At 54.2% G+C, this 23812-nt stretch carries 14 protein-coding genes; 5 read left to right on the top strand and 9 right to left on the bottom strand.

The features are described 5' to 3' along the window. Positions 1–90 precede the first annotated feature (90 nt). Both CGZ75_RS14955 and CGZ75_RS14950 read right to left on the bottom strand, forming a co-directional pair. Positions 91–882 (bottom strand): helix-turn-helix transcriptional regulator, encoded by a 792-nt coding sequence (locus tag CGZ75_RS14955; protein WP_089525906.1) that lies wholly within the window; start codon positions 880–882, stop codon positions 91–93. A 126-nt stretch (positions 883–1008) separates the two neighbouring features. Next, complete coding sequence (locus tag CGZ75_RS14950; RefSeq protein WP_089525081.1) at positions 1009–6117, bottom strand: DEAD/DEAH box helicase; 5109 nt, start codon at positions 6115–6117, stop codon at positions 1009–1011. 260 nt (positions 6118–6377) lie between these two features. Between CGZ75_RS14950 and CGZ75_RS14945 the strand changes: the two genes are divergently transcribed. Beyond that, entirely contained in the window at positions 6378–7703 is a 1326-nt protein-coding gene (locus tag CGZ75_RS14945) for a stalk domain-containing protein (protein WP_089525080.1), read from the top strand. Between the two features lie 135 nt (positions 7704–7838). Here the strand turns inward: CGZ75_RS14945 and CGZ75_RS14940 are convergent, their stop codons facing one another. Then, a complete protein-coding gene (locus tag CGZ75_RS14940; protein WP_089525079.1) occupies positions 7839–9353 on the bottom strand; it encodes a DHA2 family efflux MFS transporter permease subunit in 1515 nt (504 codons plus the stop codon). 10 nt (positions 9354–9363) lie between these two features. Further along, the gene (locus tag CGZ75_RS14935) at positions 9364–10143 is read right to left on the bottom strand and encodes a MerR family transcriptional regulator (protein ID WP_089525078.1); all 780 of its coding nucleotides are present in this window, start codon (positions 10141–10143) and stop codon (positions 9364–9366) included. A 169-nt stretch (positions 10144–10312) separates the two neighbouring features. Here CGZ75_RS14935 and CGZ75_RS14930 point away from each other — a divergent pair, with 169 nt between their 5' ends. From CGZ75_RS14930 to CGZ75_RS14920, 3 genes are all read left to right on the top strand, one after another. Beyond that, positions 10313–12157: an ABC transporter ATP-binding protein gene (locus tag CGZ75_RS14930; protein WP_089525077.1), complete on the top strand. Its 1845-nt coding sequence runs from the start codon at positions 10313–10315 to the stop codon at positions 12155–12157. A gap of 296 nt (positions 12158–12453) precedes the next feature. Next, positions 12454–13284: a winged helix-turn-helix domain-containing protein gene (locus CGZ75_RS14925; protein ID WP_176444854.1), complete on the top strand. Its 831-nt coding sequence runs from the start codon at positions 12454–12456 to the stop codon at positions 13282–13284. Positions 13285–13701: 417 nt separating this feature from the next. Further along, positions 13702–14742: an oxidoreductase gene (locus CGZ75_RS14920; protein ID WP_089525075.1), complete on the top strand. Its 1041-nt coding sequence runs from the start codon at positions 13702–13704 to the stop codon at positions 14740–14742. Positions 14743–14996: 254 nt separating this feature from the next. Here the strand turns inward: CGZ75_RS14920 and CGZ75_RS14915 are convergent, their stop codons facing one another. The 5 genes from CGZ75_RS14915 to CGZ75_RS14890 all read right to left on the bottom strand — a co-directional run bounded on the left by CGZ75_RS14915 (position 14997) and on the right by CGZ75_RS14890 (position 22508). Beyond that, on the bottom strand, positions 14997–15506 hold the full coding sequence (locus CGZ75_RS14915) for a hypothetical protein (protein ID WP_089525074.1): 510 nt from the start codon (positions 15504–15506) through the stop codon (positions 14997–14999). Positions 15507–16205: 699 nt separating this feature from the next. Then, on the bottom strand, positions 16206–17420 hold the full coding sequence (locus tag CGZ75_RS14905) for an MFS transporter (RefSeq protein ID WP_089525905.1): 1215 nt from the start codon (positions 17418–17420) through the stop codon (positions 16206–16208). A 148-nt stretch (positions 17421–17568) separates the two neighbouring features. Next, the gene (locus CGZ75_RS14900) at positions 17569–19395 is read right to left on the bottom strand and encodes an ABC transporter ATP-binding protein (protein ID WP_245850872.1); all 1827 of its coding nucleotides are present in this window, start codon (positions 19393–19395) and stop codon (positions 17569–17571) included. Between the two features lie 65 nt (positions 19396–19460). Further along, positions 19461–21761, bottom strand: coding sequence for an ATP-binding protein (locus CGZ75_RS14895; RefSeq protein WP_176444853.1), 2301 nt, complete (start codon positions 21759–21761; stop codon positions 19461–19463). An 81-nt stretch (positions 21762–21842) separates the two neighbouring features. Beyond that, entirely contained in the window at positions 21843–22508 is a 666-nt protein-coding gene (locus CGZ75_RS14890; RefSeq protein ID WP_089525071.1) for a TetR/AcrR family transcriptional regulator, read from the bottom strand. A 940-nt stretch (positions 22509–23448) separates the two neighbouring features. On the opposite strand from CGZ75_RS14890, the gene CGZ75_RS14885 reads away from it, so the two are divergent. Continuing rightward, positions 23449–23754 carry a helix-turn-helix domain-containing protein gene (locus tag CGZ75_RS14885; RefSeq protein WP_089525070.1) on the top strand — a complete coding sequence of 102 codons (306 nt, stop codon included), beginning with the start codon at positions 23449–23451 and terminating at the stop codon, positions 23752–23754. Positions 23755–23812 lie beyond the last annotated feature (58 nt).

The following is a 23812-nucleotide window of genomic DNA, read 5'->3' as shown; positions in this document are numbered from 1 at the left end:
GATCAGCAACAAAGCACACAAACAGCCTGCATGCGCGGATCTCCGCTGCTTGCAGGCTGTTTGTCATGATAGAGAGGAGCTTCGGTGCTACTATATAGGTTCGGTTTTCAACCGTTGCAAAAACTGGTTCATCAGCAGCGGCAACGAAACGAGAATTGGAGGATCGTCAGGACTCGGTTCATGCAGCAAGGCATGCAGATAAGGAACTGGCTCCCCGGGACGCACTACAATCGGGGTTCGCCAACGTGTGCGAAGCGTCGCCTGCGGTAATAGCATATCCATAGCACCCATGCTCCAGGACAACGTGGTACCCATGAAATAATAAGTGCCGGGTTGCACACCGGAAAAACGAAAGGCTCCCGGCTTCGGCAACAGCGTTCCGTGAATGGGCAGACCCTCTGGGATGGCCTTGGCAAATAAACCGATGAGCACAAAACCGTCAAAAGGAACGATTGGTTCCACCTCGCCGCAAACCTGGGCCAAGGCCAGATGGGAGCCCTCCGGCTTGGAGGCAGGGTCCTCCGGCTCGTCCCAGGTTTGGAGGCTGCGGAGCTCATGTAAATGCCGATTCGTTTCCTGTCTGGACTGCCTAAATTCCGATGGCGTAACGCCCACACATTTGGTGAAACGGGTCGTGAATGTGCCAAGACTTTGCTGGCCAATCTCCAAGCTGATATCACGGATACTGTAATCCGTCTTGAGCAACAGATCCTTCGCCCGGCTGAGCCGCAAAGAGGATACATAGTAGAGCGGCGACAACCCTGTTCTCTCCTTGAACAGTCGAGTGAAATGGGAGGGGCTGTACGATATGTGCTTCGCCAGTTGCTCAAGCGGCATAGGGTCGAATAGGTGTCGGTGAATATAGCCAATGACTTGGTCCATTTCCGTCCTCGGCACCAGGAACCTCCTCTTGCTCCATGCAGCGCTGCCGGAGCAAACATAATAGAACGTTTGTTCTTATTATAACAGAGTTGAATGTCCTTGGGAAGCTTGGGTTTTAGCGGATTCTTATCGGCGTGTTAGCTGACTTTTCCAAAGAATGAAGCGATGCCGATCCCGCTCGGCCCCCAGTCCGCGCAGCAGTTCAGCGCCTTCCGTCTCGTCTACAGGCTTGCCGTTCCATTCCTCAACCGTTACTTTGGCTAGACCCTGCCGTGTTGCAATAGATGCGAGCATTTCTTGAAGGCTCGCGGCAACATGCGGGCGACTTGAAGATGCCGAACCAGCGGACTCATCCGCCTGGGAGTGCTGGGCGATCCCGTAAGAGGCAGCGACATCAGCATCTTGGGAAGCGGCGGAGTCGTGAGCGCCAGGTGAATGACCTGCATGAGCGTTCCCAGAGGGATGCCCAGCATCAAGACTGTGGATGCGGCGGCCATTATTTTCGATCCAATAGAGCCAGCGACCATTCTCTAGTACCAAATAATTACCTGGCTTGCGGGCATATCCGCCCGATTCGCTGTCAGGCCAATTGGCCAACAGACCGAACGGATTGGCCGGGTCCGCCGCACTGATCACGGTCAGGCCGCTTCCTTCTTCTTGCGGCAATGGGCGGCGCACCGCATCGGCAATCTCGCGAGTTGTGAATTGCATGGCAGGCATGCCCTGGATCAGATGGCCCCGCACAAGAACGCCCCATTCCTCCAGCCGTTTGAGGGAAGGAAGTAGTTCCTCCCAAGCATAGGGAGATGCCGCAGCTGCGAGATCGCGGGAAATGATGCCGAAGGTATCCAGCAGGCGGTAGATCCAACGGACGATAGGGGAGCCCTCCGCGTTGCCCTCGGCCTCCGGCAAGGGGCGGCCCAAACTGTTCAACGGGCTAGGGCCGGGCCCGGTCGCGCCTTCGGAGGTTCTTTCTGCAGTAATTTTTGACCGACCCGGAGCTGTCCCTTCATCTGAAGTTCCCGGAGTCCCACTGCGAACCCCAGCATGATTCAATTTGGAATCCTCAGCTACGTGACGCCGATCGTCTGCGGAAGCTCCGTTCGTCTGCGTTTCTTCCGCCCGTTGCAGCGAGCCGGTCCAGAACCAGCGTCCAAGTCCCGAACCGCCCCAGCCCGCAGCGCGGCCGGCTTTCGGCTTGGAGCGTTTGCCGCTTCCAGTGCTTCTCAGAGGGGCGAACTGATCATTGGACACATGTCCCTCCCAAACGAGTTCAAGCAGCTCAGCCTGCACCTCTGAAGGGGGGCGATCCAGCTCACGCGCCAGACGAGTTAGAAACATCGCTCCGCCCTGCTTTAATCGCTGCAGCAGCTCAGGATGCGAGGATGCCCCATCGGTTTTCAGATAAGGGGTGTACAAATCCTTGGAATCCGGGAGGAAAAAGGCGATTTTGCCTTCCTTTTCCCCGTCTTCGCGGCGGCCTAACCAGAGCACCTCGCCAGAGGCGCATAGCAGATCAAGCTCCTCGGGACGGTAGGATGCGAGCCGGGAAGGGAGGATGAATGACTCCCAATGCGACAAGGGGAAAAAGAATCCCTGAAGCTGCTCAAGTACTTGCAGCAGCCCATGCTCGCCGCGCAACTGCGTCCCTTGCAGGGCATGCTGCCGGCTCGCTATGAGGCTGCACCAGCGGATGGCGTCTACCGCTTCACTACGGCCGCGAGCCGCCTGAACGGACAGCCGGATGATCCGCGCCGCCGTCAGGCTGGACGAATACAGCGCCTCGCCTCCCTCAGCAAAAGGTGCACGCTGAATGCGGTCGGCCTCCAGCAGCCGAGCGGTAAGGTGCTTCGCACCATCCTTGCCGAGAGCGGGATAGCGCTTCGCCAGCTCCACCGGAGTAAAGCCCAGCCGGGTCGAGATGTAGCGCTCGACGACGAACATCTCCGCATCCTGCTCCTGTGGAAAGCGAGCGTACAGCTCTGCTTCATCCCCACATATGAAGCGGGGAGGTAGGCCATCACCCGGCTCGTAGAGCGAGAGCCGGCGCTGCTCCTGCAGCTGCCGCAGCCATGACGCGGCTGTCTGAGGTGCAACAACAGCAGCGGCCGCGAGGCCAAGCAGTTCTTCCTCCGAGCTGTCTCCGCGCTGCTTGAGCAGTTGGTACAGCTCGTCCGCATTGCGTAGGCTGACACTGTCCGGCTCTTCCAGACGCTGGCGCTCGGCAGCGAGCACTTGCGGATCGATCGCGCCAAGCAGGGCTTCTTGGCCAAACAGTTCACCAGCGAGCTCCCGGCTCATCTGAAGCAGCTGCGTTTGCACGGCGCGGTCCAGGCCGTCGCCTTCATAGATACGCATGTTCACATATTCAGCCGCGAACTGCGAGGCAAGTGGCGAGGGCCGCTCCCGGCGGTGAACGGTCAGCGTGATTTCTCCTTTTTTCATACGCTCGAGCAGCTCTGTCAGGCGGGGCGAATCAAGGTAAACGTTCAGGCATTCCCGCATTGCCTCGCCCAGATAAGGAAAACGGTCTGCAAAGGGCAAAGCCGCGCGCAGCAGCCCCTCGCCGCGCAGCCGCATTTGCCACATAGGCGTGCGGGTATAGCTGCGGGAGAGCAGCAGCGACGTCTCGGCAATACGCCGGAAGGCGACAGCGAGCAGCGGGGAGCCGGGCAACGCCTCCATAAGCAAAGAGGGCAACGTCTCCGGTGTCACGCCGTGCACGGCCTGCAGCCAGGATGGCTCCCATTCCGGCAGGACGAACTCGATGCCATTGTCTTTGGCGTTTCCATATAGGCGGTAGGGCAGCGTGTTTTCAAAACGGCGCTCAATGGCCAGTTGCCAAGTGCGGTTGACGCGGCGGCCCCAGGCGTTGTGGATGACGATATGCGTCTGTCCGGCGATGTCCTTATATACTTCGACAGCTAGGCTTGTCGCCGTCGGGACGACGCCAGTCACCATCTGCGCTCGCGCCAGCGCCGCTAGTCCGCGCGCCGAGCGGTCGTCCAAGCTGTACTGCTCCCGCAGATGCAGGATGACCTTTCCCTCCGCTACGCTGAAGGGAGGCTCGTTATCCGCATCGGTTTTGGCATCTAGGATGGATGCAGAGTCGGCTCCCGCAGCCGCTCTAGCATCAGGGGTGGATGGGGATCCGGCTCCCGCATCCATTGCTGCATCTGGATCAATAACAGCTGGTTCTAATGCGGCCGGATTACGCTCCCTTTTTAGCATCGCTTCATCGGCATCAGCCTTCTGCAGCCTCTCCAACAGATCCGCCCAGAGAGCGGCGACTCGTTCGCCGAGCAAGTAGGAGCGGGAGCCGGCCTCATTGCGCCAAAAAGGGATCTCGCTGAAGCTATTGCTCGTCTCCGTCACGTAGATCCGATCCTTGTTAATCAGACGGATGGTCCAGGAATTCGTACCGAGCTGGAACACGTCTCCAACCCGACTCTCCTGCACGAATTCCTCGTCAAGCTCCCCGATATGGGAGCGACTGTCAGCATGGTGGACGGGATAGGCGCCGCTTTGCGGAATCGTGCCAGCTCCGGTGACAGCGGCCATGCGGCTGTTGGAGCGGGGGCCGATGAGATCCCCCTCACGGTCCCATTCCAACAAGGGGCGGGCAAAAGGATAAAGCCCTGCCAACACCGCAAGCATCGATTCTAGCCTTTCCCGGGGGAAAGCCCGGTAGCTGTCGCTGCCGACAATGAGCCGGTAAAGCCCATCCAGCGTCCAAGTATCGCCGGAGGCCATTGCAACGGTTTGCTGCGACAACACATCTAGGGCGTCGCGCGGCACTTCAATTGACTCGATGTCCCGTTCCGCGATCATGCGGCTGAGCACGGCGATTTCCGGCAGCGACCCGCGTTGGCGCGCCAGGATGACGCCGCGGCTAACATCGCCTACGGAATGGCCGGCACGTCCAATGCGTTGAATGCCTGCGGCGGCGGACAGCGGAGAATCCATTTGAATCACCAGATCAACATGCCCAACGTCAATGCCTAGCTCAAGCGAGGAGGTCGCTACGATACAGCGAAGCTGCCCCCCTTTGAGCAGGCGCTCCACCTCGAGTCGTCGACCTCTGTCCATGCTGCCGTGATGGGCGCGGCACATTTCATGGCCAGTATAGTCGTTCATCCGCAGGCAAAGCCGCTCTGCCATCCGACGGCTATTCACAAAGATAAGCACGGAACGGCAGCCTTCCATCAGTTGCAGAATCCGGTCCATGATCGGGAACCAGACCGATTCCCGGTTGTTATGGAGACGGCTATTGTCCGGCATGGTCACGGATACCTGCATACTTTTACTCATTGCACTCTCGATGATGGCGACCGGGCGAGGCCTGTAGCCTAGCGGATGGGTAGGCGGCTCATATGTTTGAGCGACCGCAGTGGACTCGCCAAGAAGCGCTTGCTCCCCGCCATCCGCAGTCGGGGCTTCCGCCGACCAGCCGCCAAGAAATCTTGCCACCCGATCCATTGGCTTCTGCGTAGCCGAAAGGCCGATCCGTTGGAGCGGCCGTCCGCACCAGGCTTCCAGCCGCTCCAGCGTCAGTGACAGATGGGAGCCGCGCTTGTCGGCAGCGAGGCTGTGAATTTCGTCGACGATAACTTGCTCCGCCGTTTGCAGCATCACCCTGCCTTTGGCTGAGCCGAGCAGAATATAGAGCGATTCTGGAGTGGTGACAAGCACATCTGGCGGGCGGCGAAGCATGGCGGCTCGCTTGGAAGCGGGAGTGTCTCCCGTTCGCACGGCGCAAGTAATACTAAGTGTTTCCCGGTATGACTTCTCCTTGCTATTCTTGCTTTTACCAGCCTTGGAAATACCCGAATCCTCTGAGCCAGCAAGCTTGCTGGCATCACTAGATTTGCTTTGACGCTCTTCATACAAACGGCCGATCTCTTCGACGAAAGCCGTCACATGGTCGTAAATATCATTATTGAGGGCTTTGAGCGGAGTGATGTACAACACGCGGACTCCGGGTTGCGGCGGATTTGTCGCAGCAGCGTCCTCTTTGGCGCGCAGCACGCGGTCCAGGCAGGGCAGCAGGGCAGCCAGCGTTTTGCCGGAGCCGGTTGGCGCAGCTAGCAGCGTATGTGCACCGCTCCGAATCTCCTTCCAGGAGCGCCGCTGTACATCGGTGGGCGACCCGAATGTGAAGCTGAACCACTCCCCCAGCACGGGATGAAAAGGAGCTAAAGACACATCCGATAGGGGCTTGGTTTGATCGCTCATCGTCCGTCTCCTTCACTATGGATTGCGTTTAGACGGGTCCATTTCTTTGCTTTCTGGGCCATGTGCGCCAACCCCTTTGAGTCTTTGGTTGATCTAAGCTTACTACAATCGACTCCTGCTTGCCTGCTAGCGGCGAAGAGGTTAATTTTATTCACCATTCTCGCCATTAGACTGCAACTCTAGTGATCTCCTCCTCGTTCTATTCTATAGAAAAATAACCCATTATTCGTGAACCGCCATCTTAAGGAGGAAGTCCATTCATGTCCCTTGCCGCATCTCGCCGTCCGCTCGCCGCGGCGTTAGCCTCAGTCCTGCTGCTGGGTACGGCCCTCAGTGGGCCTGCCGCAGCTCATGCCACCGGCAAACCAATTACGCTCGTCCTGCCAGCCGCCGTCTCCAAAGAGGCTTCCGCCAAGATTTTGCTCGACGGCTACCCGCTTACTTTCCCCGTGGCTCCGCTGATCCGCGGCGGCACAACGCTCGTACCGTTCCGTGCCATCGCGGAAGCACTGGCTGTCCCTGTCACCTGGGACGCCAAAACCAAAACGATCATCGCCGTCAAACCCTTCCCAGACGGCAGCAAACGCAACATCCAACTGCGCCTGGGAAGCAAACAAGCGCTGCTCGACGGTCGACCAGCGCAGCTGGCGCAAGCTCCACTGCAAAACAGCGGCACGGTGCTGGTGCCGCTTAGCTTTTTCAGTACCGCATTCGGTGCAGGAGTAAGCTGGGACGGAACCCAAAAGACCGTCGCCATCCAGTCGCCCGCCGAGCAGGTATACGTGAAAGCTTATTATGCTTTGAGCTCTTTTTCGCAGCGTGAGCACTTGAATCGCTTTGATTCTGTAGCTTTTGGCTGGGGACGGATCGGTGAAGACGGCAAGCTGACACTGGAGGGACGCGACTTTTATTGGCCTGATCCTAGCGGCAGCACGACGCCTGAGAGCCTCGTTGCAGATGCTACAGCAGCCGGTGTGAACACGCAGTTCATGGTGTTTGGGGTAGACGGTCGAGGTGAGCTGAGCAAGCTGCTCGGTGACAGCACGCTTCGCGCCGAAGCGGTACAATCCATCGTCTCCACCGCCACGATTGGCGGCTTCAAAAGCATCGCACTCGACTTCGAGGGCCTTGGTCTCACCGGAGACAAGCTGGCTGCACAGAAGTTGTTCACGCGCTTCGTGACCGAGCTGCGGGCTGCCTCGAAGGAAGTGGGTCTTGGCCTGTCGCTGGCGCTTCATCCACTGAATGGGGCCTTTAAGGGGTATGATTACAAGAAACTTGCGAAGCAATCGGACGAGATTGTTATTATGGCTTATGCCTACGATGGGGAAAAGGGTCCCGAGCCGCTCGATCGAGTTGACGAGGCGATCCGCCTCGCGCTGAAAGAGACCGACCGCAGCAAGCTGCTGCTCGGCATCTCGCTCGGGAGCGAAAACGCCGATTCGCTGCGCGGCCCAGCCGGCCTTGCCAAGCGTTATGGCCTGAAGGGCATCGCGCTCTGGCGGCTCGGCGCCGGTCTTGTCGACGGCGCTTCCCTTGCTGCTTTGGAGGGGACGATTAAGCTGCGCGGCCCGCTCAAGGACTGAGGCAGCTCCGGGCCATTGTCGTATAACGCAGCTGCTAGCATTGCTCAAAAAAGAAGGCATCAGACTCCTGGGAAATGGGAGAAAGATGCCTTCTTTGCATGTTGCAAGTGTTGCTGAAAAAAACATGGAAATTGTTCAATGCCCTCTATCGAACGTTCGAGTTTGTCCTATTTTTTGTTCACTTGATTTGGCACGTTTTATAAAAAACGAAATAATAAGCGCGATGATCGACATGAGACCAGCAAAGATAAAAGCCCCTTTGACTCCGAAAACAACGGAGGGCGGCAAATGCTCCAACATAGCGGGATCTACGTTAGCATAATTAATTCCGTTGCTCATATCGAATCCTTTGTCACTCAAGTAGCTTGACTGACCTGTCGCCAAAATGGTCACCGCCAGCGCGCTGCCAATCGCTCCAGCCACTTGCTGCAATGTACTCATTATAGCTGTACCATGTGGATAAAACTCCGCTGGCAGTTGGTTCATCCCATTGGTTTGTGCCGGCATCATGACCATCGACAGGGCCAACAAGAAAACGCAATCCAAGACAATAATAAAAGCGGTTGAAGTATTCACTGTAATCGTTGAGAAGAGGAACATAGTTGTACCCATTAAAACTAGTCCAGGTATGATGAGCTTTCTTGGTCCATATTTATCGAAAAGTTTACCCATATAGGGACCCGCTATACCGCTGATAATCGTGCCAGGCAACAAAAGCAAACCAACTTGCAGCACACTTTTTCCAAGGCCGTTCTGTAAAAGGATTGGCAGCAGCAGCATAGATGACAAAAGCATCATCATCATTACAGCGAAGAGTACCACCGACAAGCTAAACATCGGATAACGGAACGCACGAAGGTTCATGAGCGGCGACGCTATGCTGAATTGGCGCCAAGTGAAGAGAATAAGCGCCAACACTCCTATTGTTAAGCAAGAAATAACGAGTGGATCCGTCCAGCCAATCTCGCCGGCTTTGCTGAAGCCAAATAAAAGACTGCCGAAACCGATTGTCGAAAGCAGCAGAGAGAGGATATCAATTTTGGGACGAGTAATAACGGATATATTTTTTAGGAATATGATCCCGATAATTAAAGCGATGAGGAGAACGGTGCTGGAAATCCAGAAAATCCAGTGCCAAGACAGATTTTCAATAATGATACCGGCGATTGTCGGACCGGAAGCCGGCGCCAACATCAAAACAAGGCCCAGCGATCCCATTGCCGCGCCGCGCTTTTCCGCTGGGAAAAGAATGAGTATCGCATTCATCATAAGGGGCAAAAGCAAGGCCAGACCAGCGGCCTGAAAAAAACGCGCCGCCAGCAGTACCTCAAAATTAGGCGCCAAGCCGGCAATCAGCGAGCCGATTATGGAGAAAGTGAGAGAGACAATAAACAGTTGTCTCGTCGTAAACCATTGAAGCAGCAGACCGGACACCGGCCCTAAAATGCCTAGTACGAGCATATAACCTGTCGTCAGCCATTGAGCTGTGGTTGGCCCCACTTGCAATTGCTTCATAAGCTCGGGAAGCGCAATATTTAAGGCTGTTTCACTAAACATACCGATAGATGCACCTAACAATAATGATATAAGAATCGGAGTTGCTTTTACTTGTTTGATTCCAGGTTCATTGGTTTGAATGGATGCTTCCATATTCACTCTCCTATTCCAGCTGTTCACTGCGAGTCACGGGATGACCAAACACTTTAAGGAAGTAGCTCATAAAGTCCGGGTCGAAGCTGTTCATGAAGAATTGGGGATCCAACTCCTCCAGCACTTTTCCTGTCTCGCTCATAGATAGCTCCTGCAGCGCTTGTCCCAGCAGCCGTTCAATTATTAGCTGTAGACTATGCGCGCACTCCTGTACAAGTGGATTTTCCGGCTTCAGCCCCTGCTTGAACATGACGAGTAGATTGTTAAGCCCTAACGTCATCTCACGTTCTACCTGAAGCCGCTCCTCCAGATCTGATCCACTCATAAACATGGATTGTACAACCGAATCCGGCAACCGATCGGAGAGCCACTGCTTCTGCTCCTCCTCGTGCTGAATGGAATGAATCATCAGCATAAGCAGTTGGGGATCAATCGTACGGTTATCCTTAACAATGGCTTTCACCCGTTCAATCGTAGCTACAACGCGCTGAATATGCTGCTGCTTCTGCAGCAGCAGCTCGTATTGCATCTCCAGAGAAGAATGAAAATCCTTGCTATCCTGCTCCAAATACTTGCCGATTTGATCCAAGGAGTAGTCTAAATATTTTAAGGTCAATATTTGATGAAGTCGGATTAAATCATCATCAGTGTAAGTCCGGTGGCCCTGCTCATTGTAGCCGCTAGGCTTGAGCAGCCCCTTGCGATCATAAAAGCGCAGCGTACGTTCCGTCGTTGAAGTAAGTTTGGCAAATGAACCAATGCTATAACGAGTCTTAGTTATCCTCCTCAACCCCTTTCGATGCCTAGTGTAGCACTTGACGTTACGTCAAGCGCAAGCGACATTCTTTTAATAATTGGAGCTGCTTCGCCTTTTTTTGCTTTTTTAGATTTACTGAGGCATGCTGAATATATCTGTTATCCCGATACGGTCAAGTAATCGCTGAGAGGAGATTTTCCATTTGCCATCTTCCGCCAAGTCTTCTTCCGAATCATCATCGCCCCCTTCACCAGCCAAAGCAGGCTGGCGCTCTTTCGTCCGGTTGATCGCCGACACGAAGCCGCCGCGCGGCCTGGCCGCAGCGGCATTGGGGCTCAGCCTACTGGCGACCGCCGCTGGACTAGTCGTACCGCTAGCTACCAAGGAGTTCATCGATGGCTTCAGCTTGAGTCAGCTGAGCGCGATGCATATTGTGCTGCTAGTGCTTTTTTTCCTTTTGCAGGCAGCAGGCGGGGCGTATTCCAGCTATTTGCTCGCCCGCATTGGGCAGCATGTAGTCGCCAGCTTGCGGGAGCGGCTGTGGCGCAAACTTATGGCGCTGCCCGTTCCTTATTATGACCGCCACCAGACCGGCGAGACCGTAAGCCGCATGACGAGCGACACATTGGTCGTTCGCGGCCTCATCACCGACCATCTCGTCGGTTTTATTACCGGCATTATTTCGGCCACAGGTGCGCTTGTGCTCCTGCTTCTGCTGGATTGGCGGATGACGCTCATTCTACTCGTGGCTATTCCTCTGCTGGCGGGCATCATGGTGCCGCTTGGCATCCGCATGCATCGCATTGCCAAGGCGACACAGGACGAGACGGCTGCTTTTTCCGGCCATTTGAACAACGTCATCTCCGAAGTGCGGCTGGTCAAGGCATCTGGTGCGGAAGGCCGCGAGTTGCAGGAAGGACTCAAAGGCATCCAGGCTTTGCAGCGACTCGGCGTGCGTGAAGGTGCGGCAGGCGCGCTCATCGGTCCGGCCGTTTCGTTTACGATCATGCTCATGCTCGTCATCGTTATCGGTTATGGCGGGGTGCGCGTGTCCTCCGGCGCGATTACGGCAGGGGATCTTGTGGCTTTTATTCTATATTTGATGCAAATTATTATGCCGATCAGTCAGGTTGCGGTGTTCTTCACTCAGTTCAATAAGGCGATGGGGGCGACGGAGCGGATCAATGCCACTTTTGCCGAGTATGAGGAGGATTTCACTTCTGGCCGGGGGCTGACGCGCGCGGAGCTGCCGATTTCGGCGGAGGGTCTCGGCTTTGGTTACGAGAATGGCGAGCCGATTCTACGCGGGATGAACTTTACGCTGCAGCCGGGCCAGGTGACGGCGATTGTCGGGCCGAGCGGCGGTGGCAAAACGACGCTGTTTTCGCTATTGGAGCGCTACTACGAGCCGACAGAGGGGCGACTGCTCATCGGCGGCGAGCCGATCAATGAGTTTGCGCTTGCCAGCTGGCGCAGCCGTATCGGTTATGTCGCACAGGAAAGTCCGCTCATGGCCGGTACAATCCGTGAAAATATGACCTACGGCATCGAGCGCGAGCCGTCTGAGACGGAATTGCGAGAAGCGGCAAGGCTCGCTTATGCGGATGAATTTATTGCTGGCTTGCCTGACGGCTTCGACACGCAGGTCGGCGAGCGCGGCATCAAGCTGTCCGGCGGCCAGCGCCAGCGGATCGGCATCGCTCGGGCGCTGCTGCGCGCCCCGGACTTGTTGCTGCTGGACGAGGCAACCTCCGCGCTGGACAGCCAATCCGAGATTATCGTGCAGCAGGCGCTTGGCAACCTGATGGAAGGTCGCACGACCGTCGTTATCGCACATCGCTTGTCCACGGTGGTGGATGCGGACCAGATTCTTTTTGTGGAAAAGGGCCGGATTACCGGGCGCGGAACCCACGAAGAACTGCTCGCCTCGCATGAGCTGTATCGCGAATTCGCGACGCGGCAGCTGCGGACGGCTGTTGGTGCGACAGACAGGGCCGATGGGGGCGATGGAGTCGATACGGCTAATGGGTCTAACCTAGTTCAATGAATAGAAGAGAGGCCGATGAATTCGGCAGTGTTTGGGCGGAACAACTTTGACCGTTATTTGGTTAGTTTGGAAGCCCTTGTAACGCGCCCTGGACAGTGTTGACCCTTGTTAACGCAGACCCTATACTTAATTCAATACTGAAGCCCTTGCGGCCAGGTGTGTTCATTGAATGTTTAGAAGGCTAGAGACATTTTTCATAGAGGCAACAAGAACTTATAGAGACCCGGGTACCGGGAAATGGATAGGCAAGGAACTCATCCTCTAGACCCTGGAATGAGATGGGAGGAGATGCTGGAGTGCATACGATAGATACTGATGAAGAACTGCAACGGATGGCGGATTTACATTTGCCAGGCTACTCTATGGCCAAAAGACGGAGTGAAGAGGAAGAGGAGCAGGCTCCGGTTGTTGAAGCCAGTCCTTTCTTATGTGCATCAACCCGTCGCATCGTACTGATCAGTCCTTATCCGAATCTGCTGCATGAGCTGATCCGCGACTTGTCGGCGGACTGCTACGACTTGATGGTATTCCATCGTGTGGACGATTTCGTTCTGCATAACCTGCAGGCGGATTTATACTTGCTGGACGGTGGAGCAGCCAATGTGCTGGGCTCAGATCCGGGCTTCCGCACTTTCATCGCAGACCCTGCCAAGCGCAAGCGTTCTATCGCTATCAAGTCGCAGCGCGGTCCTGCTGCTTACGGCGGCAAGGCCGCTCGCCAAGCGGCCGAGGCATGGGGGCTGACCTCTGCAGCTCCCCATGAGATGCTGGATCGAGTTGGTCAGTGGCTGCTGCGTGAGCCTGCTGAGGCAGGAGACGGCGATGCCGGGCTGCTCGGCTTCAAAAATCTCGTGATTGATACGAAGCGCATGACTGTATTCCGCTCAGGCGACCGAATCGATCTGACCAAAACGGAATATGAGCTGCTGCTTCACTTCATTCAAGCGGAGGGTGCGGTACTGACCCGCGAGCATATGATGGAGGATATTTGGGGCGCAGCCTTTTTCGGGAATAGCAACGTCGTTGATGTGCATGTCAAAAGTCTCCGGCGCAAGCTGGGGGACAGCGCGGTATCGCCGAGTTATATCGAGACGGTGCGCGGCGTTGGTTACCGGCTGGCGGACTGAGCCGCTACCGAATAGAGGTTATGTAAGAACCGTCGCGGATGCGGCGGTTTATTTTTTTGAGCCGGCGCAGACCTATGTTAGCCATAGACCCAATAGTACAAAACCGCTACTAACACCGCTGTAAACAGGAAAGCCGCAATCAGTAATTTACCTGGGGAATTCATCGAATCACTCCTCTAGTTAAGAGATGCAGGCCAAATAAATGCCCAACATCCGCTCATTCATATCGAGCTTCATGCTTTTATTTTACTATAGCCTTTAAAGGCGCAGATTTATAACAAACGAACAATTTGCGGCGAATAGCGTTCAGTCACCAATATGTAACAATCGTTTCTCTCCCAGGCAAAAGGGGTAAGGTTATAGAATGATGCAAGCAGGATGCGCTTATCGGGAACTTGCAAACGGAGGGAATAACAGATGGGAATTCCAACGGGTTTGATCGGATACGGGCTGTCGGGCTCAGTGTTTCACGCGCCGCTGATTGCGGCGGAGGAAGGGCTGAAGCTGACCGGAGTGGTCACTTCCCAAATGGAGAAGGTTCGGGAGGACTTTAGCGGGGTTGAAGTGTACGAGGATGTGGAGTCGCTGCTTGGCAGCGATGTGGAGCTGGTTGTCGTCGCCAGCCCGAACACGCTTCATTATGAGCATGCGCGCAAGGCCATTCTGGCCGGTAAACATGTCGTGGTCGAAAAGCCGTTCACCAATACGGCGGCGGAAGCGGAGGAGCTGATCGCGCTGGCGCGGGACAGGGGTGTTAAGCTCAGTGTTTTCCATAACCGCCGCTGGGACAATGACTTTTTGACGGTCAATCAAGTACTTGCTTCCGGTGCGATAGGTCGCGTGTCTGTATATGAGGCGCACTACGACCGCTACTCACCGGAGGTGGAAGGCGAGTCGGCTTGGAGGGAGCAGGCGCTGCCGGGTTCCGGCATCTTGTACGATCTTGGCTCTCATTTGATCGACCAGGCGGTACAGGTGCTGGGCATGCCGGACTGGATCTGGGGGGACCTCAGGCTTGATCGGGAAGGCGCGGTATCCGTCGATTATTTCCATTTGGTACTCGGTTACCCGCAGTCGCGTGCGATTTTGCGGGCGGGTACGCTTGTACGCCAGGCCGGGCCGCGCTTTATGGTGCATGGCGACCTGGGCAGCTTCATCAAATACGGCCTCGACCCGCAGGAGGACCAGCTCAAAGCTGGGTTGCACCCCGGAGACTCAGAATGGGGAGCGGACAAGGCGGAATGTTATGGCGAGCTGACAACGGCGGTCGGGGATCTTACCGTGTGCACGAAGGTAGATACGCTGCCGGGCAGTTACGAAAAGTTCTATCGGGGCGTCGCCGCCGCGATTCGTGACGGGGACCCGCTGCCGGTAGAGCCTCGGGATGCACTCGGCGTTATCCGGCTGATTGAAGCGGCTCAGCGGAGCGCTCGGGAGAAGCGGGTTATTGAGCTGTAACGTCACGGCGTATTAATTGGCTGGGCGGCTAGGCGACTAGCCTGAGAGGCACTATGGGCGAGGTGCGCCAGTCGCTTGTAATTTGATTGATGCGCCACGAGGAATCTCTGTTCAAGCAGATCAAACTAATACATGCACATGGAGTAGCTGCCCTGCTTCTGGGGCGGCTCGATCAATGTTGGAATGAACTGCAAGATGTAGCAAAGTACCCGGAGCCGCTCGAGGCTTCGGGTACTTTTTAATATGTCTGCGTACTAATCGGCAATCTCAATCTGGTTATCGTTATTTCCAAGATCATGCATGAAATAGGTACTCCCATCTGCAGCTGTAAAAATTAACTCAGCAGAAAAGATTTCTCCATTCGTAGAGCGAAGATTAACTTTAGACACGGCCTTATTTAGATATCCTCCCCAAACGGAATGCGAAACTAGAATTCCATTTTCTATTGTCGGGAAAAACGTCTTCACAATTTCTCGTTCACCACTATCAATTAAATTGGAATCATTGTAAAAACTCCAAAATAATTGGTCTTTTTCTTTATGCATTGTCAGTATACCCAATTGTGATTTTGCCCCGCTTTTCTTCTCGTATAGATAAAAACGAAACTGCGTTTTCTCCATCGTTAGTCTGATTTCATCTTTACTGATTCCGTGCTTTTTTAAAATCCCGGTAATTGAATAATTAAAGATTAAAAGTGCTCCGAATGCCAATAGACACATTATAAATAGGGATGAGATGAGTATTTTCATTTTATTATTAATCATGGCTCGCATCTCCCTTTAGTATTCGTTTACATAATAGTTTTCGATATTAGCTATTGATCATAGACTCAAGTCTACAAACTTTCTCCAAGGCATCGCTTAAAAATGGAATATAATGAAACACAACTTCATTTGAAAAGAATTGTTATTCTGAGGGGAATCGAGCGTTTGGAAAGTTGCAAAAAAAATCATTTGTTGCTCCTGGAGCTATGGCTCGAAGATGCTGAAGTGCTGAAACGAATGGAAGGAATGCTCCCTTTGGACGATTGTATGAGAAAACGTCGCTCAGTTCCGTTAGTACAGAATAATCGAGCTGAGGGGTTCTGATTCTGAGTTTTGCTAGTGTTGAAAGCGATAATACGATAGGAATTTTTAAAAAAAGACGGGAGGAAACGGAGTGTAGCTCAGTTCCCTCCCGCTTTGCTGATGTAACTTCATTTCGTGTAGGTTTCAGCAGTTTTTTTGGATGGCCGGCCGCTTCCAGGAAATACATCCCAAATGATGAGTAGAAATTCATCATCCGCTTGGATCTTTACCCATGCAGATGATTTCGTTTTTCAAGTTATTTGATTCGCGAACAAAGAGTTGCGATTGCAGAATCTTCTCATTATCGGGAGCAGAAAGCGCTGCGTTGCGATTGCCGCATCTTTTCACTGGCGATGTAACCGCCAGTGGACTGATAAGCGCGGCGCAGCGCGCCTGCTATCGCGCGCCGGATCGTCCCCGGCGCGCCTGGCGCGCGGCGGCATAGGCCGCGCGCTGGAGCTCGCGTTGCTGTTGCTGCCCGGGCCGGAGCAGCAACAGCGCAAGCAGGCCGGCCGCCGTTGCGCAGGCGGCCATCACCCCCAGGAGCAGGGGCACGGAGCCCCTCAGCAGCAGCGAGGCGGTGGGCGGTCCGGCCGCCACGCCGACGAAGCGCATGCTGCTGTAGAGGGAGGTGATCGTGCCCCGCTCCTCTTTGGCGATGCCTTCGGTGATGAAGGCATCAAGGCAGGGCAGGGCGGCGCCGATGCCAAGCCCTGCGGCGCTTAGCCAGGCGACGCGTATAGCAGTCGCCTCGAAAGCGAGGCAAGCGGCGATGCTGGCCGCCGCGAGAATAAATCCGGCGGTGATGGTCCATTTCATCGCCGATTTGCGTTGCCCGATCAGCTTGCCTGCCGCAAAGGAGGCGGAACATAACAGTGCGAGCGGTACCGCCAGCACAAGACCTTTGACAATTCCCTTTAGCCGGTGAGTCCCCTCCAACGTTTCCGATAAATAAAAAAGCAGGCCAAACAATATGAACATCGCCAGAGCGCCGATGATGAACAGCGCGGTCAACCAGCGAGCGTTCTCCTTGTATAGCTCCATCACCTTATGGAAAAACACTCGAGGAGTGGGCGGGTTGACCTTCTTCCCCGTTGGATTGCCAACAAGCAGGAGGAGCAGCGCGATGGAGATTGTGCATAGGATAGGAACGGCCCAAAAAGGAGCTTGCCAAGCCAGCAGAGCTAGGGCTGATCCGGCGATGGGACTGAGCACTTTGCCAAATGTATTGGCCGTCTCAATCAGTCCGAGGCCAGCACTGACCTGCTCTTCGCTGCGGAACATGTCGCCAACCAGTGGAAGTACGATCGGCATAGCTCCTGCGGCGCCTATCCCCTGCAGCATCCGCCCTGCCAAAATCAAGCTGAAGGCGGAATCGCCAAGATTGCTGGCCCAGCCGCACAGAGCCCCGCCCGCACCGGCTAGCACTAAGCTGGGAAGAATGACTTTGCGTCGTCCGACCCGATCGGATAAGTAACCGGCAATGGGGATGAGCAGAATGGCCATGACCGAGTAGACCGTAATCAGCAGGCTGGATTGCAGCGATGTAATACCGAGAGCCGCCTGAATGCCGGGAAGAATAGGAATAAGCATGGAATTCCCCAAGGTCATGATAAGCGGCACGGAGGCAAGGGCGAGCAGAGCAGCCTTTTTTCCGTGTTCGTCTGACTGAAGGTGTTTCAAAGGAATTCACCGGCACCTTTCTAGTCCTTGGATTATCTCATGACAGATTGCTACCCCGATACTATGCTACAGATTGTCAGGTTTCATGCGGAATCTCCGTCTGCTTTCCTTGGGGGAACTGCCGCTCGTACAGACTGCGGTAACGGCCGCCATGTTCCAGCAGCTCCTCATGGTTGCCGCTTTCAATCAGTCGGCCTCCTTCAAGTACGACGATGCGATCGGCGCTGCGGACGGTGGACAGCCGGTGGGCGATTACGAGACAGGTGCGTCCATGGAGCAGTGTTTGGAGTGCTTGTTGAATAAGCGCTTCGGATTCTGTATCAAGCGACGCCGTTGCTTCATCCAATAAAATAATGGCAGGGTTGGCGAGCAGCGCTCTGGCGATGGACAGCCGCTGTTTTTGGCCGCCGGAGAGACGGACGCCCCGTTCGCCAATTTCGGTGTCATAACCTGACGGCAACGCTTCGATAAACTCATGTGCGCAAGCTGCCTTAGCGGCTTGCAAAAGCTCATCCTCGCTGGCCTCCGGACGGCCGTACAGCAGATTTTCCCTGACCGAACCGCTGCGCAGCATCGTCTCTTGCGTTACAATGCCGATTCGGCGGCGCAGCGAAGCTTGCGTTACTTCCCGCAAGTCCATACCGTCAACGGAGATTGCTCCATCCCATACGTCATAATAGCGCAGCAGCAGATGGGCGAGCGTGGACTTACCTGCTCCGGATGAGCCGACGAGTGCAGTTGTTTTTCCGGGCTGCAACACGAGATTGAAGCGGCACAACAAGGGAGAATCTTTAGAAGGATCACCGTAGCCAAAGGTAACTTCTTTGAAAACAACTTCCCCAGTTCCCACATGCAGCTCTCTGGCTCCATCGCGGTCTGCGACCTGAGGGCTGGTGTTCATTGTCTCAATAATACGGTCGTAAGCGGCCGCGGATTGTTGCATCGTGCTCATAAGCCGACTGAAACGGCGTACCGGATTTTGCAGTAAGCGTAAATAGGCCAAATAGGCGACCATGGAGCCGGCAGTCATCTCACCGTTACCGCGCATCGCTTGCCAGGAGCCAAAAGCAAGTACAAACGCCATGCCGACGTACTGCAGCAGGTCAATTGCCGGTCCGAACAGCGCCGAGAAGCGCGTAGCGGCCAGATTGGCCTCTTTGTTGGCTTCGCCTAGCTCGGCGAAGCGGGTGTTCTCGCGTTCTTCGGCGGCGAATGTTTTGACGAGCCGGATCTGAGAGAGACTGTCCTGCAGCTGGCCGCTCATGTCAGCCACCGTCTCCTGCACATTCCGATAACTGCTGCGCAGCTTGCCTCCATACAGACGGGCGGCCAGCAGCATCAGCGGGAACAGGGCAAGCAGCACGGCGGTTAATTGCACATTTTGGTAGAGCATGAAACAAGCAATTGCAATGAACGTGACGGCATCGGTCAAAATACCCATCGTGCCCGCACTGACCATCTGCTGCAACTGATTAACATCACTCGTAACACGCGACATGAGCTCGCCGGTTCGTTTGCGGTCGAAGTAAGCCATATCCAGGCTTTGCAAATGACGGTACAGCGATGTGCGGATATCCAGTACGGTTCGTTGCCCAACTTTGGCAAAGGCATAACTACTGGTATAACCGAATACACCAAGCAGCACGGCGGTGAGCATCACGCCTCCAGCGATGGGCAGCAGCATGTTATAGTCGCTTTTAGGTATGACATGATCGATAGCATATTGTGTCAGACGGGGGATGACGAACTGTAAGGCTGCGATGCAGCCCGTTGCGGCCCAGGCTGCCAGCAGCAGCGGCCATTGTCCCCGGACATGCAGGAAAAGACGGCTGAACATAGGCCAGAGAGGGGCTTTTGTTTTCGCCTCTGCAGACTTTGCAGCCGTCCTTTTGGATGTTTTCATGGCATTTAACCTCCCGGCGTTCGCCTCCCAGGTTCATGATCCTGGGAAGCGGTGGAATCATTCGGTCAGGCGGGGAAAGAACGACGCTGCTCCTCATCCCTCACGGGCAGGCGAATAATAACTTCGGTACCTTCACCAATGCTGCTGCGGATTGTCATCGATCCCCTATGATTGCTGATGATACGCTGACTGACCATCAGGCCGAGCCCGTTGCCCGTTTCCTTACTGGTATAAAACGGTTCGCCCAAGCGTGGCAAATGCTCCTCGGCAATGCCGATTCCCTCATCACGAATAGAGATAACGGCCATCCCGGAATCGTCCTGGTTTAGTAAAACGGTCAAACGGCCGCCTTGCTCCGGCATCGCCTCAATGCCATTTTTCATGACATTGACGAACACCTGCTTCAATTGGTTAGGTTCGCAGACAACGAACGGGACACCGTTTGTCAGATCCATTTTGACGCGGACATTGTTCATATGAGCTTCCGGCTCCAGCAGCGCGGCCATATCCTCCAGCATCGGCTTCAGATCACAGGTCTGGTAACGGTCCGCCTGAGGTTTAGCCAGCACGAGAAATTCGCTCACGATAAAGTTGATTCGGTCCAGCTCAGACAGCATGATATTGAGGTAATAAGGAGAAAGCACCTTGCTGTTCAACTGCATCTGCACAAAACCGCGCAGCGTCGTGAGTGGATTGCGGATTTCATGTGCCACTCCCGCAGCAAGCTGGCCGACAATCGTCAGCTTTTCGGTCCGGCGAAGCAAATCCTCGGTCTGCTTGCGGCTGGTCACATTACGCGTAATGCAAGAAATAGCGATAATTTCTCCATGCTGATCCCGAATTGGCGAAGCAGTTGTACTGACCTCAATACGTGTGCCGTCCTTTGTTAACATCCAGGTCTCGGCATCCACCCAAGGGACTCCGAGCAGCACACTTTCGGTCATGCGCTCTATATCTTGAAGCTGTTCAGGAGGCAGCAGGTTGATCCCAATTCCCTTGAGTTCTTGCTCTCGCCAGCCCAGCATCACCTCAAAAGCTCGATTAGCGCTCATGAGCTGTCCGTTTAAGGTGTAAACATGGATGGCGTCACGTGTATAAGCAAAAAAAGATTCCAAGTATTCCTTAGTGCTGCGCAGCTCCTCTGCGGAATCTTTTAGTTGCGTCGTATACGTATTGAGACTGTTCGCCATAACGTTGACGCTCAAAGCCAGCTCGCCAATCTCATCTCGGGAATGAATAGAGATGGGATGATTGAAGTTGCCAGCGGCCAGTTGATTGACGCGGCGTACGACTAGTTTCAGGTTGCGGATCGCGACTCCGGCCAGCCAGTAGCTCACGATGACGGTCATGACAAGCAGCATAATCGAGATGGCGAAGAGCAGAATCAACTGCTGGCGCGAATCTTGCTTGAATTCAGATTTGTCCAAAGTGACGATCAGTACGTAATCCCGAATATTATCAACGGTAAAAGGGATATAACCCCGAAGCACGTCACGACCGTTCATCTTTCTGCTGTCCAGCACATTCAGGCGGGTTTCGGCAGCCTGGCGAAGCATACTGTAATCCTGATCGGAGACGAGACGATAAGTACCGAACTCCAGAGCAGTGGGGCTCAGTTCGCCGCCTTTGTCGCTTACACTGTTTGCCTCAGCGGCTTCAGAGGGTGAAAGTAACAGTCCATTGTTGAACACGCTGACCTCAAGTAAACCAGGCATATCCATCGTAGCACCGTCCAGCACTAAACTGTCGCCCTCAGCCGGACTGCCTTGGATCAAGCTGTCTCCGACATAGTTGCTGCTGATAATGTAATCCATCGTACCGTCGTAGTAATAACTGGACATGACGCGAGATCCATTTTGGGTTGACATCGAGCTACCCCAGTAATCCTTGAGGCTGATACCTCCTGGAAGCGAAACATACTGATCCTCATAAAGCTGCATGAGAATGTTATGTTCTGGTGCCCCTGCTGGAAACAGCTCTTTGATCTCCCAATCGGTAGCTGTAGACAGAATGGAGTGTAGTTGATCGCCTTCGGGCTGAATCAAGGTAAGATCGTCTAGCGCGAGCTTGTTGCGAGTTTCCTCGAGCTGACTCTTGGTAACAAGCTCTGCTTTTGGACCGAGCAAGGCTCTAGCGGCTATTGAGGCGACGCGCAGCCGATCGGACAAGCCTTGGTCCATATGATTCCCGGTTCGCAGCGTTGGGCTGAGGGCATATCGAAGCTGATCCTCCGCCGCCAACATCTGCTGCTGGGCCGCGTTGCGGCCCTGACTGTTAGAGTATAGGTAGAAGACGAGAAGATTAAGGCTGAGCATAATCGTCACAACGGTAAAGATCAAAAACGACAATTTGAGTTTGATGGACATGCCGTAATCCCTCTCTTTGGATTGGGCTGCTGGGAAAATGTCCTGGTGTGCTCTCGTAGTTGTGTTCTTTTCCATCCCCGTCTAGGCGACTCCAGACCAGAACATGTCCATGATCTGCTGGGCAAGTTCCTTTGTTGAAGCATAAATATGTTTGGCAGCCTGCCGATTTCCTATCATGAGCAGGGCTGTATACGAATGGGCCATTAACATAGGATTGCCCTTTTTGACTTCTCCATCAGCTACTGCCCGTTCAAAATGATCGCTTAAAAGATCATGCAACTGCTGCTCGGCCTCCCGAATAGCCGTTCGCTGCCCGGAATCGAGATAGTGGGAGGCTTCCCGCATGAGCGCTTCAAATTCAATATGCTGAACCATAGCGAGCCTCTTCTCCGCTACTTGAAGCAGTCGCTCGCGCAAGCTTCCTTCCTGGAGCAGGATGCGCTCAGTACCCATGCGAGCAAACTGCAGCATGCGCGTCACCGCTGCGGTGAACAGAGACGGCTTGCTGTCAAAATGATAATAAACCGTTGCCTTGGTCACGCCGCATAACTCAGCGATCTGGTTCAGTGAAACGGGCTCATAACCTTGTTCCATGAACAGATTGGAGGCGGTCTTCAAGATGAGATCACGAACGGGCAAGTGACCCTCGGCGCGTGGCCGGCCGGGAGCCCGCTTGACTGGATCCGGGCTTTGGCCCTTTGGCGAGGCGCCAGCTTCGCCATGCGAGTCGGGCTGTGATGGATGCATAACGGGTCTTCCTTCTTTCTTCGAGTATACAGTTGAAGCTGGCGTACTAGCATGCGAATTGCTTGAAGCTCTGCTTTTGCCAAGCCCAAACAGGCTCTCTATTATAGTAACGATTGGGTATATAAATGCATTTAAGCTGGCTGAAGAGACGCCTCTGGAAGGCCAAATGGAGCGTTCAACTTCAGCGATTGCAAGGGGCGTTAAAGACGTAATGTCTAGATTTTAGTTTACCATGAAACGCTTGTATTGGGTTAATAGGAAGCAGTTTCCAAGGTGAGATGGGGATGAGAAAACCTGCTGGCTGACTTTGGGTAGGCTGGAGGAAAAGGGCGCTTGATAGAGCTGGCGGTGTGGGCCGTATTAGAGGCGTTGCTAACGTTGATGCTGCCCATGTAATATCCTAGGCTGAAAGTAATGCGCCCAATTTAGCGCTAACAAGTCCTCCGTTTAAGTAGGCAAGCCAGTTTTATTGCTGCGTTTTTTTTGCCAAGTTGTTGTTTAAAAGAGCTCTGTTAGATGACGATGTAAAGACTAAGGCTACGATCAATAAGAATTTCCACATTCGAGAGGAGGGGAGTATAAATACGCTAGTATTTGCGTGTTTATATCGTATACGATATAACGAGAACAATAATTGAGTTTATGCGTGACCCTGAGACGGGGAGGAGTCCCGTTTTTGATGACATCGCTGCTCTTGGCGAAAGAGCTAAAAGCGATTCTGATGTTTGGCAGCTGTATACCCTCTTACTTTGAGGCCTTCGCTTTCTGGAACGTCATGGTTTGCAGGATTCATTCAAGAGGTACTTTCAAACACATTTGGAGGATGGTCGGCCATACACGATCATGCTGGTTAAAGAGCTTGTTCGCCATGTTCCTTTGCTTGAATTTCGGGTCAATGCCCAGCCCGAGCAGTACATTAATCTAAAGGGAGAGGATTCGCATGGATAAACGTTTAGGACAAGATTTTGAAACCTTGCTTAAACAGGCTGGGGAAGTTCCAAGCGTTGACGAATATCTCAAGAGCTTTTCAGTTGTCATCGGCGATATGGTTTATGCGCGCCGCATGCAGCTGAACCTGTCGCAGCAGCAGCTTGCAGCTGAAGCTGGCACGACACAAAGCAAAATTTCTCAGATTGAATCAGCCAATGGAAACGTTGGGCAGGATATTCTGGATCGAGTGTTCCGGGTACTAAAGTTGGCAGATCTGACGCCTACCTACGATGAACAGGCTGTAGCTCAAGCCTGACTATCTTTGCAACGAGCAGTTGGGGGAAGCAATGGACTGCTCGTTTGTTTCTACTGAT

It is taken from the genome of Paenibacillus herberti (assembly GCF_002233675.1).
In the GTDB taxonomy this organism is placed as follows: Bacteria; Bacillota; Bacilli; order Paenibacillales; family Paenibacillaceae; genus Paenibacillus_O; species Paenibacillus_O herberti.
The sequence above is the reverse complement of the archived record's forward strand: the minus strand, read 5'-3'. Positions and strand labels throughout refer to the sequence as shown.

Bases quoted from the DNA above. Each gene is read 5' to 3' on its own strand.
- CGZ75_RS14905 (WP_089525905.1), bottom strand. From the start codon at position 17,420: ATGACCTTGGGGAATTCCATGCTTATTCCTATTCTTCCCGGCATTCAG.
- CGZ75_RS14890 (WP_089525071.1), bottom strand. From the start codon at position 22,508: ATGCATCCATCACAGCCCGACTCGCATGGCGAAGCTGGCGCCTCGCCA.
- CGZ75_RS14915 (WP_089525074.1), bottom strand. From the start codon at position 15,506: ATGATTAATAATAAAATGAAAATACTCATCTCATCCCTATTTATAATG.
- CGZ75_RS14950 (WP_089525081.1), bottom strand. From the start codon at position 6,117: ATGAGCGATCAAACCAAGCCCCTATCGGATGTGTCTTTAGCTCCTTTT.
- CGZ75_RS14920 (WP_089525075.1), top strand. From the start codon at position 13,702: ATGGGAATTCCAACGGGTTTGATCGGATACGGGCTGTCGGGCTCAGTG.
- CGZ75_RS14955 (WP_089525906.1), bottom strand. From the start codon at position 882: ATGGACCAAGTCATTGGCTATATTCACCGACACCTATTCGACCCTATG.
- CGZ75_RS14895 (WP_176444853.1), bottom strand. From the start codon at position 21,761: ATGTCCATCAAACTCAAATTGTCGTTTTTGATCTTTACCGTTGTGACG.
- CGZ75_RS14900 (WP_245850872.1), bottom strand. From the start codon at position 19,395: ATGAAAACATCCAAAAGGACGGCTGCAAAGTCTGCAGAGGCGAAAACA.
- CGZ75_RS14940 (WP_089525079.1), bottom strand. From the start codon at position 9,353: ATGGAAGCATCCATTCAAACCAATGAACCTGGAATCAAACAAGTAAAA.
- CGZ75_RS14885 (WP_089525070.1), top strand. From the start codon at position 23,449: ATGGATAAACGTTTAGGACAAGATTTTGAAACCTTGCTTAAACAGGCT.
- CGZ75_RS14945 (WP_089525080.1), top strand. From the start codon at position 6,378: ATGTCCCTTGCCGCATCTCGCCGTCCGCTCGCCGCGGCGTTAGCCTCA.